Source organism: Pseudomonas citronellolis, assembly GCF_001586155.1.
Lineage (GTDB): Bacteria > Pseudomonadota > Gammaproteobacteria > Pseudomonadales > Pseudomonadaceae > Pseudomonas > Pseudomonas citronellolis.
This window is the reverse complement of sequence record NZ_CP014158.1, coordinates 4,157,467-4,172,737: the sequence shown is the minus strand read 5'-3', so window position 1 is coordinate 4,172,737 and position 15,271 is coordinate 4,157,467. Positions and strand designations below refer to the sequence as shown.

Sequence of the window (15,271 nt, the reverse complement as noted above, 5' to 3'; positions counted from 1 at the left end):
AGCGGTGTTGACGTCCGCAACCCTCTCCCCAACCCTCTCCCTGAAGGGAGAGGGGGCCGTTCGGTGTGTGCGGGAAGTCAGCAGTTATCCTGATACTCCTTTCGCTCTTGAAACCTCCGTTGTTCCAGGATGACACCAAGCCCCAAATCCGCTCAGGACAGCCCCCTCTCCCTTTAGGGAGAGGGGCGGAGTCCACCCAGCACACCGCAACCACCGGCGAACACCTTTCGCGAGCAAGCTCGCTCCTACAACTGCAGGAATACACCAACGTAGGACGGGTTGAGCGAAGCGATACCCATCGCCACGACCGCATGGGTTTCGCCAAGGCTCAACCCATCCTACGAAAAGCAGCGCACAAACGCCGTTTCCCACCCCTGGGAAACGGCGTTTTCATTTGCCCGCCATACCCTGCATCGAGAATCTTCCAGTCTGTCGTCTTCGGTCCCCTGTCCGTCGTGGCCTGTCCTATGGAGCCCTGCGGCCGCGCCCTATAGTCGCCTCAAGCTCATCGCCGCTCCCCGTGGCGGCGATGCCCCATAACAACAACGAGGAACGGCAGCAGATGGTCAAGATATTCACCGTGGACAGTCCCTTCGAGAACAACGTCCCCAGCCCCGAGGCACTGGCGCGCCAGGCGCGCAAATGGGAGGCGGCGGAGGTCATCGACTACATACTCTGCGGCTATTCGTCCCTGTGGCCGCACAACCTGGTGACTTCGCCGCTGCTGTTCGCCGAAAGCAGCCGCGTCAAGCTGATCGTCGCCCACCGCCCGGGTGTCATGCACCCGGCCGCCGCGGCGCGCTGCTTCGCCACCATGGACGTGATGTCCGGCGCGCGCCTGGCGATCAACTTCGTCACCGGCTCCTCGGACAAGGACGTGCACCGCGAGGGCGACTACGCCGACAAGGCCACCCGCTACGAGCGCGCCGGCGAGTACGTGGAAGTGATGAAGCGCTGCTGGAGCGAGCCGAAGTCCTTCGACTACCAGGGCGAGTTCTACCGCGCCGAGGCGGTGCGCCAGCTGCTGCGTCCGCTGAAGAACCACGTGCCGGTGTTCATGGGCGGCGACAGCGACGCGGCCATCGAATTCGGCGCCCGCCATGCCGACACCTACATGCTCTGGGGCGAGCCCCTGGCCGGCACCCGCGAGCGTATCGAGCGGGTGCTCGCCGCCGCCGAGAAGCATGGGCGCAAGCCGGAATTCTCGCTGAGCCTGCGGCTGTTCCTGGGCGACACCGACGAGGCCGCCTGGGCCGCCGCCCACGCCGCCGAGGACACCATCCTCGCCGCCCAGGGCAGCAACCGCTTCGCCCGCTCCAGCGCCGGCGACACCTCGGTGGGGCGCGAGCGCCAATTGTCGCTGACCAACGCCGACGTCCACGACGACTGCTTCTGGAGCGGGCTGGTCAAGCTGCTCGGCGGCTTCGCCAACTCGGCGGCGCTGGTCGGCACCCCGGACCGCGTCATGGCCACCCTCAAGCAGTACCACGCCCTGGGCATCGGCGCCTTCCTCTTCACCGGCGGCGCCGATGGCCTGTGGGAACCGTCGCTGAAGGACTTCCTGGTGCGCGTCAAGCAGGAGCTGCAATGAAGCCGGTGCGCCTTCGCGACATCTCGCCACGCCTGGCCTTCCAGGCACGGCCGGCGAACACCGCGCAGAAGATCGAGCTGGTCGACCGCCTGAGCGCGGCCGGGATGCGCGCCATCGAGGTGTCGTCCTTCGTCCACCCGAAGCTGGTGCCCGGGCTGGCCGACGCCGAGCAGGTGTTCGCCGGCGTGCAGCGCCGCGAGGGGCTGTCGCTGGAGTGCTGCGTGGGCAACCTCACCGGGCTCAAGCGCGCCATCGACGCCGGCGCCCACGTCGCCTGGTTCCTGCTGGCCGCCGACGAAGCCTTCGCCCGCGCCAACATCGGCCGCTCCATCGACGATTCCCTGCTTGAGCTTGAGAAGATGCGCGAGCTGGCCGAGGGCACCGGCACCGGCCTGGGCACCTATATCATCGCCGCCTTCGGCGGGCCCATCGGCCTGCCGCGCGGCCCGGCCAGCGTGCGGCCGCTGGCCGAGCGCCTGCTGGCCATGGGCGTCGAGCACTGGATCCTGGCCGACTCCTGCGGCTACGCGGCGCCGCCGCAGGTGCGCGCCATGGTCGAGTTCGCCGCCGGGCTCACCGGCATCGACCGGCTCAACGTGCAGGTCCACGACAGCCGCGGCATGGGCGTGGCCAACGTCGCCGAGCTGGCGCGCCTGGGCGTGGCCAACATCGACACCGCCCTGGCCGGCTCCGGCGGCCATCCGGCGGCGCCGGGGGCCTCGGTGGGTGGCGTCTGCACCGAGGACGCGGTGCAATTGCTGGAGCTGATGGGCGTGGAAACCGGGCTGGACCTGGGCGCGCTGATCGACACGGCGAACTGGCTGGACGCTATCCTCGGCGCAGGCGAGAAGGGTTTCACCCGGCGCGTCGGCAAGGTACCGCTGGACCAGGCCGAGCTGGAAGCCTTCCGCAAGGCCCAGGGTACCTTCGACTGGGCCAGGCGATAGAACACAGGGCCTGCGTGCCCGGCCGCCAGGCGCCACAGAGCGCCGCCGGCCGGTAGCCCACGAAACATGCGCCCGGTATGCCGGGCCACCATAACAACAAGAGGCGAATCCATGAACGTGCATGACTTAGAGGACCTTGGCGGCGGCACCCTGACCGGCCTGCTGGCCCGGCGCGCCCGGCAGGCGCCGGACAACCCGGCGCTGTTGTTCGAGGGCCGCGAGTACAGCTATGCCGAGCTGAACCGCGAGGCCGACCGGCTCGGCTCGGCGCTGATGGCGCAGGGCCTGGGCAAGGGCGACGTGCTGGGCGTGTTCCTCGGCAACCGTCCGGAATACCTGTTCACCACCCTCGGCTCGTCCCGCGCCGGGCTGGTCAATGTGTCGATCAACAACGCCTACAAGGGCGAGTTCCTGCACTACGCCCTGGAGCATTCCGGGGTGCAGATACTCATTACCGACTCGCGCCTGGCCCAGGCCGTGGCCCAGCTTGACGAACTGCCGCCGACGCTGCGCACCCTGGTCTACCTCGGCGACGAAGCGCCAGGCATCGACGCGCCGGGGCTGCGGGTGCTGTCCTGGGCCGAGCTGCTCGCCGGCGCCAGCGACGCGCCGCAGTTCCCCCGCGTGGAATACCACGACATCGGCGCCATCAGCTTCACCTCCGGCACCACCGGCAAGAGCAAGGGCGTGGTCGCGCCGCACCTGCAGGGCGTGATCATGGCGCGGGAGACCGCCCAGGCCTTCGGCCTCACCCCGCGCGACCGGCTGTACACCTGCATGCCGCTGTTCCACGGCATGGCCCAGGTGACCACCTGCGCCGCGGCCATCTACGCCGGCGCCTGCATCATCCTGTCGCCGCGCTTCAGTGTCAGCAACCTGTGGAACGAGGTGCGCGAGTCCCGCGCCACCCAGTTCAACGCCCTAGGCTCGATGCTGCACATGCTGCTGTCCACGCCGCCGTCGCCGCGCGACCGCGAGCACGACGTGCAACTGGTGTTCGCCGCGCCCGCGCCGGCCGAGGTGCTCTACCGCTTCGAGGCGCGTTTCGGCGTGCACGTGCTCGAAGGCTACGGCCAGACCGAGATCAAGAACGTCCTGTACAACCCGCGCCAGGGCCGCAAGGTCGGCTCGCTGGGCAAGCCGACCGCCTCGTCGATCCTGGAAATCCACGACGAGCAGGGCAACCGCCTGGCGCCCGGCCAGGTCGGTGAGATCGTCTACCGCCCGCGGCTGCCGCACATCATGCTCAGCCACTACCACCGCAACCCGACCGCGACCCTGGAGAAGATGGCCGGCCTGTGGTGGCACACCGGCGACCTGGGCTCGATGGACGAGGACGGCTTCTTCTACTTCCACGACCGCAAGTCCGACTCGCTGCGCCGGCGCGGCGAGAACATCTCCTCGATGGAGCTGGAGCGCGCCCTGGCGGCCTTCCCCGGGGTGGTGGACGCGGCGGCCATCGGCGTGCGCTCGGACCTGGGCGAGGACGAGGTGATGGTGGTGGTGGAGCACCACGCCCCGCAGGCGCTGGACTTCAGCGCGCTGTTCCAGCACTGCGTGCGGCAACTGCCGCGCTTCATGGTGCCGCGCTACTACCGCGTGGTGCAGGTGCTGCCGCGCACGCCCACCGGCAAGGTGCTCAAGGTCCCCCTGCGCGAAGCCGGGCTGACCGCCGACACCTGGGACCACGTCGCCGTCGGCCTCACGGTTCCGCGCTGAGCCGCGGCTTTCTTCTTCGATCTCGCGGCCGCCCGGCGCGGCCCCTTGCAGGTATGACGACATGACTCTCTCCGTCGCTCCCTTCGACCAGCGGCAACTGCGCGACGTCCTCGGCACCTTCGTCACCGGCGTCACCGTGGTCACCACCCGCGACGCCCGGGGCGTGGCCCACGGCGTCACCGCCAACTCCTTCAGCTCGGTGTCCCTCGACCCGCCGCTGGTGCTCTGGAGCCAGGCGCTGACCTCGCGCAGCTTCGAGGCCTTCCGCGACAGCCGGCATTTCGCGGTGAACATCCTGGCCCACGACCAGGTGGCGCTTTCCGGGCACTTCGCCAAGTCCCGCGAGGACAAGTTCAACGGCGTCGAGCACCATGATGGCCACGGCGGCGCGCCGGTGCTGGCCGGCGCGGCGGCGCACCTGGAATGCGAGCAGGTGGCCGCCTATCCCAGCGGCGACCACCTGATCTACATCGGCCGGGTGCTGCGCATCGGCCACGCCAACCGCCGGCCGCTGGCCTTCGCCGGCGGCCGCTACATGCTCGCGCATTCCTGGGACCTGGAGGCGTCCTACCTGCAGTTCGAACAGGCCCCGGCCTTGCCGCCGCAGGCCCTGCGCAACGTCGTCGCGGCGCTGCCGGAGCTGGCCGCGAGCCTGGGCGAGCACAGCCTGTGCCTGGCGGCCTGGGGCAACCGCGGGCCGGTGGCGCTGCACTGGGAGGCGTCGCGCCAGCCGGTCAGCGAGCACCTGGTCAGCGGCCTGGTCATGCCGGTCACCCGCTCGGCCACCGGCCAGGCCTTCGCCGCCTTCCTGCCGGAGGCCTGGACCACGCCCTTCATCGAGGAGGAACTGCGCCAGTTCGCCGAGCCCGGGCAGGACCTCGATGCACGCCGCGAGCAGTTCCGCGCGGCCCTCGACGAGGTGCGCCAGCGCGGCCTGGCCCGCGAGCTGGGGCCGGCGCCGGCGCGTTTGCACAAAACCGCGGTGAATACTTTCAGCGCACCCATTCGCGACACGAATGGTGACATGATCATGGCGTTGACCTTGGCAGGCAGCCCGGCACGCCTGGGTGCAGACTGGGAGGGCGAGGTTCCCCGGCGCCTGCTCGCGGCCGCCGCCGAACTGTCCCGGCAACTCGGCCACCCGGCGGCAGGCTCCGCGGCCTTGCCGCGCTGAAGCCCGGCGTGCCGGTGTCCATGACAACAAGAACAAGGGAAACACCATGCAGCAGCACAGCCAGCAGGCGGACAATGCCTGGCGCATCCTCTTCCTGCTTTTCCTCGCCAACCTGTTCAATTTCTTCGACCGCACCATCCCGGCGATCCTGGTCGAGCCGATCCGCCACGAGTGGAACCTCAGCGACTTCCAGCTGGGCCTGGCCGGCACCGTGTTCACCCTGGTCTACGCCATCGCCGGCCTGCCCCTGGGGCGCATGGCCGACCGCGGCTCGCGCAGCCGCATCATGGGCTGGGGCCTGGCCGCCTGGAGCGGGCTGACCGCGCTCAACGGGCTGGCCTGGAACTACACCAGCTTCCTGCTCATCCGCATGGGCATCGGTGTCGGCGAGGCCAGCTACGGGCCGGCCGCCAGCTCGCTGATCGGCGACCTGTTCCCGGCCCACAAGCGCGCCCGCGCCATGGGCATCTTCATGCTCGGCCTGCCGCTGGGGCTGATCCTGGCGTTCTTCACCACCGGCGCCATCGTCAAGGCCTTCGACAGCTGGCGCGCGCCTTTCTTCATCGCCGCGGTGCCGGGGCTGCTGCTGGCGTTCTTCACCCTGCGCATCCGCGAGCCGGCACGTGGCGCGGCCGACGGCGTGGTCGCCGACAGCACGCCGGTGGCGCGCCCCATGCGCCGGGTGCTGGCGATCCGTACCTTCTGGTGGCTGATCCTCGCCGGGCTGGCGTTCAACTTCGCCAGCTACGCCTGCAACTCGTTCATGGTGCCGCTGCTGCAGCGCTACTTCCTGCTGCCGCTGGAGCAGGCGGGCATCGCGACCGGGCTGATCGTCGGTCTGACCGGACTGATCGGCCTCACCGCCGGCGGCTGGGTCGCCGACTACCTGCACCAGCGCAGCCGCAGCGGGCGCCTGCTGTTCGCCGCCTTCAGCATGCTGGTGGCCGCGCTGGCCACCGGCGGCGCCTTGCTCGCCGGGCGCATCGATACCGGCCTGTTCATCGCCGTGTTCGGCGTCGGCTGGCTGTTCTCCTACGCCTTCTTCACCTGCGTCTACACGGCGATCCAGGACGTCATCGAGCCGCGCCTGCGGGCCACCGCGATGGCCCTGTACTTCATCTTCCTCTACCTGCTCGGCGGCGGCCTGGGGCCGATCGTGGTGGGCCTGCTCTCCGACCACTTCTCGCACCTGGCGATGCTCGCCGCCGGCACCGGGCAGATGCGCGAGGAGTTCCGCGCCCTGGGCCTGCACGACGCCATGCTGCTGATCCCGGTGTCGCTGCTGCTGTGCATGCTGGCGCTGCTGATGGGGGCGCGCACCTACGCCGCCGATGCCCACCGGCAGAGCGCCGCGCTAAGCGAGGCCACGCCCCAGGGCGCCAGCTGAGGCCCGGTCGGCCGAGCGCCGCGGCCGACCAGCGCTCGGCCGGGCCACTGCTGTAGAGTACGCCTTCGCAAAGCTCCGCCCCGCGGAGCGCAAGGGCGTGATCGAAGGACGGCGCATGTCGAGCAGAAAGCCACACAACCAGCCCGGGGCGCCCGCGCCCCAAGCGGATGCCGGCGCGGCCACGCGCAACGCCAAGGCGCGCTCGCGCACCCGCGCCAAGCTGATCCGCGCGGCGCGCGAGGTCATGGGCCGGCAGGGCATCGAGGCCACCGCCATCGGCGAGATCACCGAGCGCGCCGAGCTGTCGCTGGGCTCGTTCTACAACTACTTCAGCAGCAAGGAAGCGATCGCCCGCGCGGTGTTCATCGAGGACGCCCTGGCCCTGGCGGACCTGCTGGACGCCGAGGCCGCGAACAGCCGCGACATCGTCGAGCAGGTCGGCCACAACATCCGCAGGACGCTGCACCATGCGCTGCACGACCCGGTGTGGGGCTGGTTCTTCATCCACTCGGCGCACAGCATCAACGACCTCGGCGCCACCCTCGGCAGCCGGCTGCTGCGGGACCTGCGCAGCGGCGCGCAGCAGGGATCGTTCGCCATTGCCGACGCGCAGGCCGCGGCCGATTGCATCATCGGCGGCTGCCTCTACCTGTTGCGGCAGATTCTCGAAGGCGAGCGGCAGGCCAGCGCCATCGAAGGCGCTGTGGAGTTCTTCCTGCTCGGCCTGGGCGTTGCCGGGGAAGCGGCCGAGCGGGTGGCGCACCGGCCGTTGGCGGCGGGTTCCAGCGCCTGAGGCTGGATGAGGGGAACCCCGCGCGGCTTGTGGCTGCGCGGGGTGGGCGCGGTCAGCGCGGTTCGGCGATGACGCGGTTCTCGATGTGGCCGATGCCGTCGATCTCCACGCGCATCACGTCGCCGACGGCGAGGAAGCGCGGCGGGTCCATGGCCAGGCCGATGCCGGCCGGGGTGCCGGTGATCAGCAGGTCGCCGGGCTGCAGGGTCATCACCTGGCTGAGGTAGGCGATCTGCTTGGCGACGCTGTAGGTCATCTTCGAAGTCGAGGATTCCTGGCGCGTCTCGCCGTTGACCTGCAGGCGGATGTTCAGCGCCTGCGGGTCGGCGATCTCGTCGGCGGTGACGATCCACGGGCCGATCGGGCCGTGGGTGTCGAAGGACTTGCCGAGCGTCCAGGTCGGGCTCTTGGCCTGCCAGTCGCGGGCGCTGACGTCGTTGGCCACGAAGTAGCCGGCGACGTGTTCCAGGGCCTGTTCCTCATCGATGTAGCGCCCCGGCTTGCCGATCACCACGCCCAGCTCGGCCTCGTAGTCCATGCGCTCGCACACGGCGGGGTAGTGCACGTCGTCGAACGGGCCGGTGATGCAGGACACCTGCTTGCTGAACCACACCTGGGAGGTGGGGATGGGCACGCCGGCGCGGCGCGCTTCGGCTTCGTGGTCCTTGTAGTTCATGCCCAGGGCCATGAACTTGGACGGCCGCAGGATGGGCGCGCCCAGGCGCACCTCTTCCAGCGCCAGGCGGTTGCCGGCGTGGCCCTGCAGGGTGCGCGCGGCTTCCAGGGCCGCGGGCGAGGCGAGGATGTCGGCGACGTCGCGGGCGCCGGCGGGCAGCACTTCGGACAGGTCGATCAGGTATTGGCCCTCGACCTTGCCCAGGGAGGTGCGGCCGTTGTGGCTGTAGCGTGCGAGTTTCATGGGGTTTCCTCTTGTGCGTTGCCGCCCCGGGCGGTGGCCGGGGCGGGGCTGGGGTGGGGACGGCTCAGTTCAGGAAGTCCGGCGACAGCGGCGGCGCCCATTGCGCGAAGGCGTCCGGCGTGAGCGGCTCGTGGGTGGTGGGCGTGGCGTCGTTGACCAGGTCGCCGTCGGTCCAGTGCTCGATCTTGTTGCCGAAGGGGTCGCGCCAGTAGTCGAACACCTGGCTGCCCTGGATGTGCCGGCCGATGCCCCAGGCGTGCTGGCGCTCGCGGGCCGCCAGGTGCTGGTTGCCGCGCACCAGGTCGTCCCAGTCCAGCACCTCGAAGGCGCTGTGGTCGAAATCGCGCTCCTGGCTGCCGATGTTGATCAGCGCCACGGTGTGGTGGTCGGTGTAGTGCTCGCCCAGGCCGCAATGCAGGAAGGCGGCGACCATGTTTTCCGGCGCCTGCGCGTAGTAGCTGTCGGAAATCCGCAGGCCCAGCACCTTCTGGTAGAAGTCCATCATGGCCGGGAAGTCGACGGTCTTGAGCACCACGTGGCCCAGGCGCATGACGTGCGAGGGGCCGGCCGGCACCCGCGCGGCCTGGCCCAGGCGCGGGCGCTGCTGGGCGTTGTTCAGGCGCAGCGCGGCGCGGGTGGGGGCGGCCTGGACCACTTCGCCGCCGTGCAGCAGGTCGACGCGGAAGCCGTCGGGGTCGGCGAGGGTGACGATGGAGCCGGCGCCCAGTTCGTCGTTGTCACGCACCTGGGTGCCGAACTCGGCGGCGATGCGCTGCAGGTCGGCCAGCTCCTGGGCGATGAAGCCGATGCCCAGGGCCTGGCGCGGGCCCAGCTGGGAGATGTGCAGCGGGTAGCCGCCGGTGTAGGAGCCCATGTACAGGGCGGTGTCGGTCCTGCGCTGTCGGCGCATGCCGAAGTCCTCGAGGAACGCGGCCTGGGCGTCCAGGTCCGGGACCTGGTAGCGGACGTAAGCGATGTCGCGCACGCTGATCATGTTTGTGCACTCTTGTTGTCGTTCGTGAAGGAAAGGCGGCTCAGCCGAAGTCGTGCCAGCAGTGGCTGGGGTCCAGGGCATGCAGCTGCTTGTAGGCGCCGGAGAAGAACAGCAGCGGGCGGCCATCGGACTCCTCGATGGCCTCGACGTCGGCCGTGTAGATCAGGTGGTCGCCGCCGGGGTGCACGGCGTTGGCGCGCACCGCCAGCTGCACCAGCGCGCCCTGCAGCAGCGGGGTGCCGCGGTGCTCGCCGAAGGCGACCTGGCACGCCGCGTCCGGGCGGCCGCCGAAGTGCCGGCTCAGCGCCTCGTGCTCCTCGCGCAGGAAGGCGATGCCGAAGCCGTCGCCGGGCTTCACGCTGCCGGCGAAGCGCGACTCCTTGCGGATCGACACCAGCACCATCGGCGGGTCCACCGAGAGCGACATGAAGGCGTTGGCGGTCATGCCCGCCGGCTGCCCCTCGTGCTGGTAGGTGATGACGGTGACGCCGGTGGCGAACTTGCCCATCACCCGGCGAAAGCGCTTGGCATCGAGTGCCGCTGTCTGCATGTCCATGGACTTCTCCTGGCTGGCCACGGGTTCAGATGAAGGGCGTGCCCGGTTCCATGCCGCAGAGGATGCGGCCGTAGGTCTCGAAGTTGGTGGCCGGGGTGACGATGCCGTGCAGCGAGGCGATGCGCGCGTCCTGCCAGAGGCGGTTGAAGGGGTTGCCCACCGCCGCCAGGGAACCGCCGGAGGCGGTGGCCAGCATGTCCACGGCCTCCCACAGCAGCTTCTCGGCGAAGCCGACGTCGCGGCGCACCCGGGCGCGGTCGAGGAACTCCATGTAGCGGCCGTCGCGGGCGCAGGCGTCCAGCGCATCGGCGTGCTTCTCGAGGATGGCGCGCGCGCCTTCCAGCTTGGCCGAGGCCTCGCCGACCATCAGGTGGGTGACCGGCGCTTCGGCCTGCTTGGTGTACCAGCTGTACTGGATGCCGCGGCGCGGCAGGCCTTCGAGGAAGGTTTCCAGGGCGGCGACGCCCAGGCCCAGGGCCGGGAAGGCGAGGATGATCGCCAGCATCGGCATGCAGGCGACGCTGTACAGCGGCTCGTCCGCCAGGTGCGTCGACTCGTAGTCGCCGACGATGGCCTTGCTCACCGAGGTGACCCGCGCATCCGGCACGAAGACGTCGGTCACCGAGACGCTGGAGCTGCCGCTGCCGGAAATGCCGATCACGTTCCAGTCGTCGAGGATCTTCACCTGCGAGGTGGGGACCAGCGACACACCCTGGTCGATCACGTTGCCGGCGGCGTCGACGATGGGGATGCCCAGCAGGTCCCAGTTGGCGTGGTAGATGCCGGAGTTGAAGCCCCACAGGCCTTCCTCGATCAGGTAGCCGCCCTCGACCTTCTTCACCACCGCCTTGCGCGGCGAGAGCACGCCGACCACGCGGGCCTTGGGCCCCTCGCCGAACAGCTCCTCGGCGGCTTGCTCGCCGAAGAAGGTCGCGGCGCTCCAGGTGCTGACGTTGGTCAGGGCGGTGACCCAGGCCACCGAGGCATCGGCCTTGCCCAGCTCGGCGACGACTTCCAGGAAGGTGCGCACCGACACCGAGGGGCCGCCGTACTTGCGCGGCGTGGTCATGCTCAGCAGGCCGCCGGCCTCGAGGTCGGCGATGGTCTCGGCGGGCAGCCGGCCGAGGGCGGCGGTGTCCTTGGCGCGGGCTTTGAGGGTGGGGATCAGCGAGGCGGCGTAGGCACGCAGGTCGTCGGCGCTGCGCTCGGTTCTGGCGGGTGTTGCGGCATAGGCGATGGTGCTCATGGAAATACCTTTGTCTTGTCGATTGTTATCAAGGCTCTTCTGCGCCTCCCCCGGCTGAGCTGGGAGGGGAGGTGGTTTGATACTAGCATCAAATTTGAAGGATATTCAAAAAATAAAATCGACGAGATGAAGGTGAGGGTTGGAGGGCGTGTGGTGGGTGGCTGGTGTGGCTTTTCGTAGGAGCTTGCTCGCTCCTACGAAAAGCAACCTCTGCCGCGGTGCACGAAGTCCTCGATGCCTTCCCGGGGATGTCTGCGCGCCGCCGCGGCGCCCGTGCCAGCGGCGGAAAAAAAGCAGCCACCTGGGTGGCTGCAAGGCGTTGCGTCAGGAGTTGCAGGGGCAGGCCGGGGCCCGCCCATGCCCGGGGCGGCGTGCTCAGCGCACGCCGGCATTCCTCAGCGCGGTCGGGGTGAAGTCGGCGGCCACCGCCTTCACGCCGAACTCGATGGCGTTGCGTTCCTGGTTGCGCATGCCCGAGGCGATGTAGCGGCCGTTCTGCAGGTCATACAGGGTTTCCACCGCCAGCCACGGCACCTTCACGTCGTAGAAGGGTTCCATGTGGCCCTCGGCGACGCGCCACAGGTTGCCGCGGCCGTCGTAGTGGTCGGCCAGGGCGATCTGCCAGGAATCCTCGTCGACGAAGTACACGCGCTTGGCGTAGATGTGCCGGGCGCCGGGCTTCAGGTTGGCCTCCACCACCCACACGCGGTGCAGCTCGTAGCGGGTCAGGTCGGGGTTGAGGTGACCGGCCTTGATCACGTCGGTGTACTGCTTGCCGGGCGCGTCCAGGGCGAAGGCGTTGTAGGGGATGTACATCTCGCGCTTGCCCAGCAGCTTCCAGGTGTAGCGGTCCTGGGCGCCGTTGTACAAGTCGAAGTTGTCGCCCACGCGCTGGCCCTCGGAGGCCGGGTAGGGGCCGTCGTAGGCTACCTGCGGGGCGCGTCGCACGCGGCGCTGGCCGGCGTTGTAGATCCACGCCTGGCGCGGCTCGGCGACCTGGTCGATGGTCTCGTGCACCAGCAGCACGTCACCGGCCAGGCGCGCCGGCGCGGTCACCGCTTCCTTGTAGTAGAAGAGCACGTTGCCGGGGTTGCCCGGGTCGAACTCCTTGAGCCGGTCGCGGTAGGTGAACTGCAGTTGGAAGAACACCGGAGTGAAGCCGCCGTCCTTGTCCGGGGTGGCCTGCACGCTCAGGCGCTTGACGCTGCCGCCGCGGTAGCGGGTGGTGTGGTTCCACATCACTTCCTGGGCGTTCTGCGGGATGGGGAAGGGGTAGGCGGTGAGGAAGTCGGCCAGGCCGTTGCCGTCCTTGACCATCTTCGCGTGCAGGGCGTTGGCCTTGGCGTCGTTGTAGATGGCATCGGGCAGCGAGACGCTGCGGTGGCTCGGGTACACCGGCATGCGGTAGCTGTCCGGGTAGCGCTTGAACATCGCCAGTTGGCCGGGGCTGAGCTTGTCCTTGTACTTGTCGACGTTCTTCGCGTCGATGACGAACAGCGGTTTCTCCGCCGCGTAGGGGTTGCTCAGGAAGCCCGCGCCGTCCTTGCTGCCGGCGTTGCTGGGCAGCCCGCCGGTCCATTCGGGAATGCTGCCGTCGGCGTTACCGGCGCGCTCGGCGCCCAGCGGGGTGAGGCGCTTGCCCAGCTCCGCGGCCTGTTCCGGGGAGACGGCGGCGAGGGCGCTGCCGGCCAGCAGTGAGAGGCCGAGGGTGGTGCCTTTGATCAGGTGGTTCATGAGGGGACTCCGGCTCAGAAGGACATGCCGACGCTGAAGGCGACGAAGTCGCGATCGACGTTGGTGTTGTAGCGGCCATCGAAGAAGTCGGTGACCGACAGGCTGGCGCTGTAGGTGTTGCGGTAGTCGGCGTCGATGCCGAGGCTGACGGCCTTGCTGCCTTCGTTGAAGCCCGGCTCCGGCGCGTAGCCTTCGACGTCGTGGGACCAGGCGATGTTGGGCTTGAGCGTCACCGAGGGGATCAGGTTGCTGTACTCCCAGATGGCGCGCATGCGATAGCCCCAGGAGAAGTCGGTGGTGAAGCCGTGGCTGTTGCAATTGCGCGCGGTCGCCGGGCTGTTGGAGGCCTGGCACAGGCTGTTGTCGGGGTACAGCGCGCCCTGGCCGAACACCGGGTCGCGGCCATAGCGCAGGCCGCCCTTGCCTTCGAGGTTGCCGACGTGGACCGCGCCGACCTCGCCGATCAGCGTGACCCGGTCGGCGCCCATCACCTGGTCGAAGAACTGCACGGCGGTGACCTGCGCCTGGGTCACCGGCTTGCGCTGGTAGCCCTGGATCAGTGCATCGTCGGCCACCGGATAGGCGCCCGAGGACAGCAGCGGGGAGAGGGCGGGAATGCCGCTGGAGGCCGACACCTGGTCCACCGCGTTGAGCTGCAGCGGCATGTTCGGCCGGTAGCTGATCTCGCCGGACAGCGCCGTGCCGGTGGGCAGGGTGGTGGCGAAGCTCAGGCCGTAGAGGCGGATGTCCTCGGGGTAGGTGACCTGGTACTTGGAAGTGCCCAGGCGGTAGGCCACCGCCAGGTCGTTCAGCGCAGGTCCCAGGGCGCCGGCGCAGGCGCCGGGGTCGCCGATGCCGAGGTTGCCGCACAGCTGCGGGACGAAGTTCAGGTTGTCGGCGTTGGGGCTGGAGTAGGAGTTAACGTAGGGCTGGCGGCTGTGGTAGTTGATGAAGTAGGCGCCGAACTCGGTGTCCAGGCTCGGCACCATCCAGCGCAGCGCCACGCCGAACTGGCCGCTGTCGCGCGCGTCGTCGTCGCCCAGGCGCGGCACCACGATGCCCTGGCGGCTGAGGTTGATGCCGAAGGGGGTGAGCGCCGCCATGGCCGCCGGGTTGCCGGTCAGGTTCGGGCCCACCGGCACGCCGTTGCAGCCGTCGGGGACGAAGTCGTTCTGCGAGAAGAAGGTGCCGCAGTTGTCGATCACCGTCTGCTGCCAGCCGAGCTGGTAGAAGCCCTCGGCGGACAGGTTGTCGGTGATGGCCTGGGACAGGTAGAACATGTTCACCGGGATCAGGCCTTCCTTGATCTCGGCGCCGGGGCGGCGGAACGCCGAGACGTCCACCGGGTTGATGCTGTTGATGCCGCCCTGGATGAAGGTGCTCTCGCCCCAGCTGACCACCTGCCGGCCCAGGCGCACGGTGCCGGGCAGGTCGGCGATCATGTAGTTGTGGTAGAGGAAGGCATCGAGCAGTTGCCCGCCGGAGGACTTGGCGCCTTCCTCGCGGCCGTGGTCGTCGATGTCCCGGACGAGGCGGTGCTCGTCCTTGAGCTCGAAGTCGTACCAGTACTTGCCGCGGACGAACACGCCGCTGTCGCCGTATTTCAGTTCCAGTTCGTGCAGGCCCTTGAAGATCTTCGAGAAGGTCTCGCCCTTCTTGAAGTTCAGGCGGCCGTCGTCGGTGCCGGTGGCGAGGCCCTTGCCGCCGTTGTTCTCGCCGACCAGCCTGGAGTCGGCGCCGCGCAGGGCCCAGCTGGCGCCCAGGCTGAAGGTGCTGTCGAACTGGCCTTCGATCTCGCCGGCATTGAAGGTCACGCCGTAGGCCGGCACGGCCAGGCTGCCGGCCAGGCCGAGCGCCAGGGGCATGCAGGCGCGGTGCCGGAACATGGGTTTGTGGTTCATGACTCATACCTTTTTGTTGTTGTGTGGCATGCAGTGCACTTTTTTCGGGGCAGACAGGTCCCCTGCGAGGAACGCGGCGTTCTTCGCGGCGGCGACGTGAAAGGTTCCCTTGCTCGAGAAAATCCGGAAGCGGCAGGCACTGGGCTCATCCAGGGCAATGGCTGTGCCAGGCGCGCTGCGCGGCGCCATGCATAGCCTCTGCCGGAGAGGGCTTCCTATTGATTCCTATGGTGTTTTTCCGTGGTCTTGGCCCTCGCTCGGTCGGTTGCGGTCAAACTTCGCTGGCGCCTTGCTGGCGACTTGCATCAAC

General features: G+C 69.0%; 13 protein-coding genes. 6 read left to right on the top strand and 7 right to left on the bottom strand.

Going from position 1 to position 15,271, the window contains the following annotated elements; all coding sequences use genetic code 11:
• Positions 1 to 529 precede the first annotated feature (529 nt).
• The 6 genes from PcP3B5_RS18075 to PcP3B5_RS18050 all read left to right on the top strand — a co-directional run bounded on the left by PcP3B5_RS18075 (position 530) and on the right by PcP3B5_RS18050 (position 7,611).
• Positions 530 to 1,591: an LLM class flavin-dependent oxidoreductase gene (locus tag PcP3B5_RS18075; RefSeq protein ID WP_237143046.1), complete on the top strand. Its 1,062-nt coding sequence runs from the start codon at positions 530 to 532 to the stop codon at positions 1,589 to 1,591.
• Positions 1,588 to 2,538, top strand: a complete 951-nt coding sequence (locus tag PcP3B5_RS18070; RefSeq protein ID WP_061562044.1) for a beta/alpha barrel domain-containing protein — start codon at positions 1,588 to 1,590, stop codon at positions 2,536 to 2,538. The genes PcP3B5_RS18075 and PcP3B5_RS18070 overlap by 4 nt, the downstream gene beginning before the upstream one ends.
• 111 nt (positions 2,539 to 2,649) lie before the next feature.
• Entirely contained in the window at positions 2,650 to 4,257 is a 1,608-nt protein-coding gene (locus PcP3B5_RS18065) for an AMP-binding protein (RefSeq protein ID WP_058490105.1), read from the top strand.
• Positions 4,258 to 4,318: 61 nt separating this feature from the next.
• Positions 4,319 to 5,431, top strand: coding sequence for a flavin reductase (locus PcP3B5_RS30385; protein ID WP_070065505.1), 1,113 nt, complete (start codon positions 4,319 to 4,321; stop codon positions 5,429 to 5,431).
• Between the two features lie 46 nt (positions 5,432 to 5,477).
• A complete protein-coding gene (locus PcP3B5_RS18055; protein WP_058490104.1) occupies positions 5,478 to 6,818 on the top strand; it encodes a spinster family MFS transporter in 1,341 nt (446 codons plus the stop codon).
• Between the two features lie 115 nt (positions 6,819 to 6,933).
• The gene (locus tag PcP3B5_RS18050; protein WP_061562043.1) at positions 6,934 to 7,611 is read left to right on the top strand and encodes a TetR/AcrR family transcriptional regulator; all 678 of its coding nucleotides are present in this window, start codon (positions 6,934 to 6,936) and stop codon (positions 7,609 to 7,611) included.
• A 52-nt stretch (positions 7,612 to 7,663) separates the two neighbouring features.
• On the opposite strand, the gene PcP3B5_RS18045 is transcribed toward PcP3B5_RS18050, so the two are convergent.
• The 7 genes from PcP3B5_RS18045 to PcP3B5_RS31515 form a co-directional block, all read right to left on the bottom strand.
• Positions 7,664 to 8,530: a fumarylacetoacetate hydrolase family protein gene (locus PcP3B5_RS18045; protein ID WP_061562042.1), complete on the bottom strand. Its 867-nt coding sequence runs from the start codon at positions 8,528 to 8,530 to the stop codon at positions 7,664 to 7,666.
• Between the two features lie 64 nt (positions 8,531 to 8,594).
• Positions 8,595 to 9,524, bottom strand: a complete 930-nt coding sequence (locus tag PcP3B5_RS18040; protein WP_061562041.1) for a VOC family protein — start codon at positions 9,522 to 9,524, stop codon at positions 8,595 to 8,597.
• 40 nt (positions 9,525 to 9,564) lie between these two features.
• Positions 9,565 to 10,080, bottom strand: coding sequence for a flavin reductase family protein (locus tag PcP3B5_RS18035; RefSeq protein ID WP_058490101.1), 516 nt, complete (start codon positions 10,078 to 10,080; stop codon positions 9,565 to 9,567).
• 25 nt (positions 10,081 to 10,105) lie between these two features.
• Positions 10,106 to 11,326 (bottom strand): acyl-CoA dehydrogenase family protein, encoded by a 1,221-nt coding sequence (locus PcP3B5_RS18030; protein ID WP_061562040.1) that lies wholly within the window; start codon positions 11,324 to 11,326, stop codon positions 10,106 to 10,108.
• Between the two features lie 375 nt (positions 11,327 to 11,701).
• The gene (locus tag PcP3B5_RS18025; protein ID WP_009623011.1) at positions 11,702 to 13,060 is read right to left on the bottom strand and encodes a DUF1329 domain-containing protein; all 1,359 of its coding nucleotides are present in this window, start codon (positions 13,058 to 13,060) and stop codon (positions 11,702 to 11,704) included.
• A 14-nt stretch (positions 13,061 to 13,074) separates the two neighbouring features.
• Positions 13,075 to 14,961, bottom strand: coding sequence for a DUF1302 domain-containing protein (locus PcP3B5_RS18020; protein ID WP_061562039.1), 1,887 nt, complete (start codon positions 14,959 to 14,961; stop codon positions 13,075 to 13,077).
• Between the two features lie 3 nt (positions 14,962 to 14,964).
• Complete coding sequence (locus PcP3B5_RS31515) at positions 14,965 to 15,150, bottom strand: hypothetical protein (RefSeq protein WP_134163419.1); 186 nt, start codon at positions 15,148 to 15,150, stop codon at positions 14,965 to 14,967.
• Positions 15,151 to 15,271 lie beyond the last annotated feature (121 nt).

Excerpts from the sequence above, each read along its gene's own strand:
- PcP3B5_RS30385 (WP_070065505.1), top strand. The coding sequence starts at position 4,319 with ATGACTCTCTCCGTCGCTCCCTTCGACCAGCGGCAACTGCGCGACGTC.
- PcP3B5_RS18065 (WP_058490105.1), top strand. The coding sequence starts at position 2,650 with ATGAACGTGCATGACTTAGAGGACCTTGGCGGCGGCACCCTGACCGGC.
- PcP3B5_RS18030 (WP_061562040.1), bottom strand. The coding sequence starts at position 11,326 with ATGAGCACCATCGCCTATGCCGCAACACCCGCCAGAACCGAGCGCAGC.
- PcP3B5_RS18025 (WP_009623011.1), bottom strand. The coding sequence starts at position 13,060 with ATGAACCACCTGATCAAAGGCACCACCCTCGGCCTCTCACTGCTGGCC.
- PcP3B5_RS31515 (WP_134163419.1), bottom strand. The coding sequence starts at position 15,150 with ATGGCGCCGCGCAGCGCGCCTGGCACAGCCATTGCCCTGGATGAGCCC.
- PcP3B5_RS18075 (WP_237143046.1), top strand. The coding sequence starts at position 530 with ATGCCCCATAACAACAACGAGGAACGGCAGCAGATGGTCAAGATATTC.
- PcP3B5_RS18040 (WP_061562041.1), bottom strand. The coding sequence starts at position 9,524 with ATGATCAGCGTGCGCGACATCGCTTACGTCCGCTACCAGGTCCCGGAC.
- PcP3B5_RS18045 (WP_061562042.1), bottom strand. The coding sequence starts at position 8,530 with ATGAAACTCGCACGCTACAGCCACAACGGCCGCACCTCCCTGGGCAAG.
- PcP3B5_RS18050 (WP_061562043.1), top strand. The coding sequence starts at position 6,934 with ATGTCGAGCAGAAAGCCACACAACCAGCCCGGGGCGCCCGCGCCCCAA.
- PcP3B5_RS18055 (WP_058490104.1), top strand. The coding sequence starts at position 5,478 with ATGCAGCAGCACAGCCAGCAGGCGGACAATGCCTGGCGCATCCTCTTC.
- PcP3B5_RS18020 (WP_061562039.1), bottom strand. The coding sequence starts at position 14,961 with ATGAACCACAAACCCATGTTCCGGCACCGCGCCTGCATGCCCCTGGCG.
- PcP3B5_RS18070 (WP_061562044.1), top strand. The coding sequence starts at position 1,588 with ATGAAGCCGGTGCGCCTTCGCGACATCTCGCCACGCCTGGCCTTCCAG.
- PcP3B5_RS18035 (WP_058490101.1), bottom strand. The coding sequence starts at position 10,080 with ATGGACATGCAGACAGCGGCACTCGATGCCAAGCGCTTTCGCCGGGTG.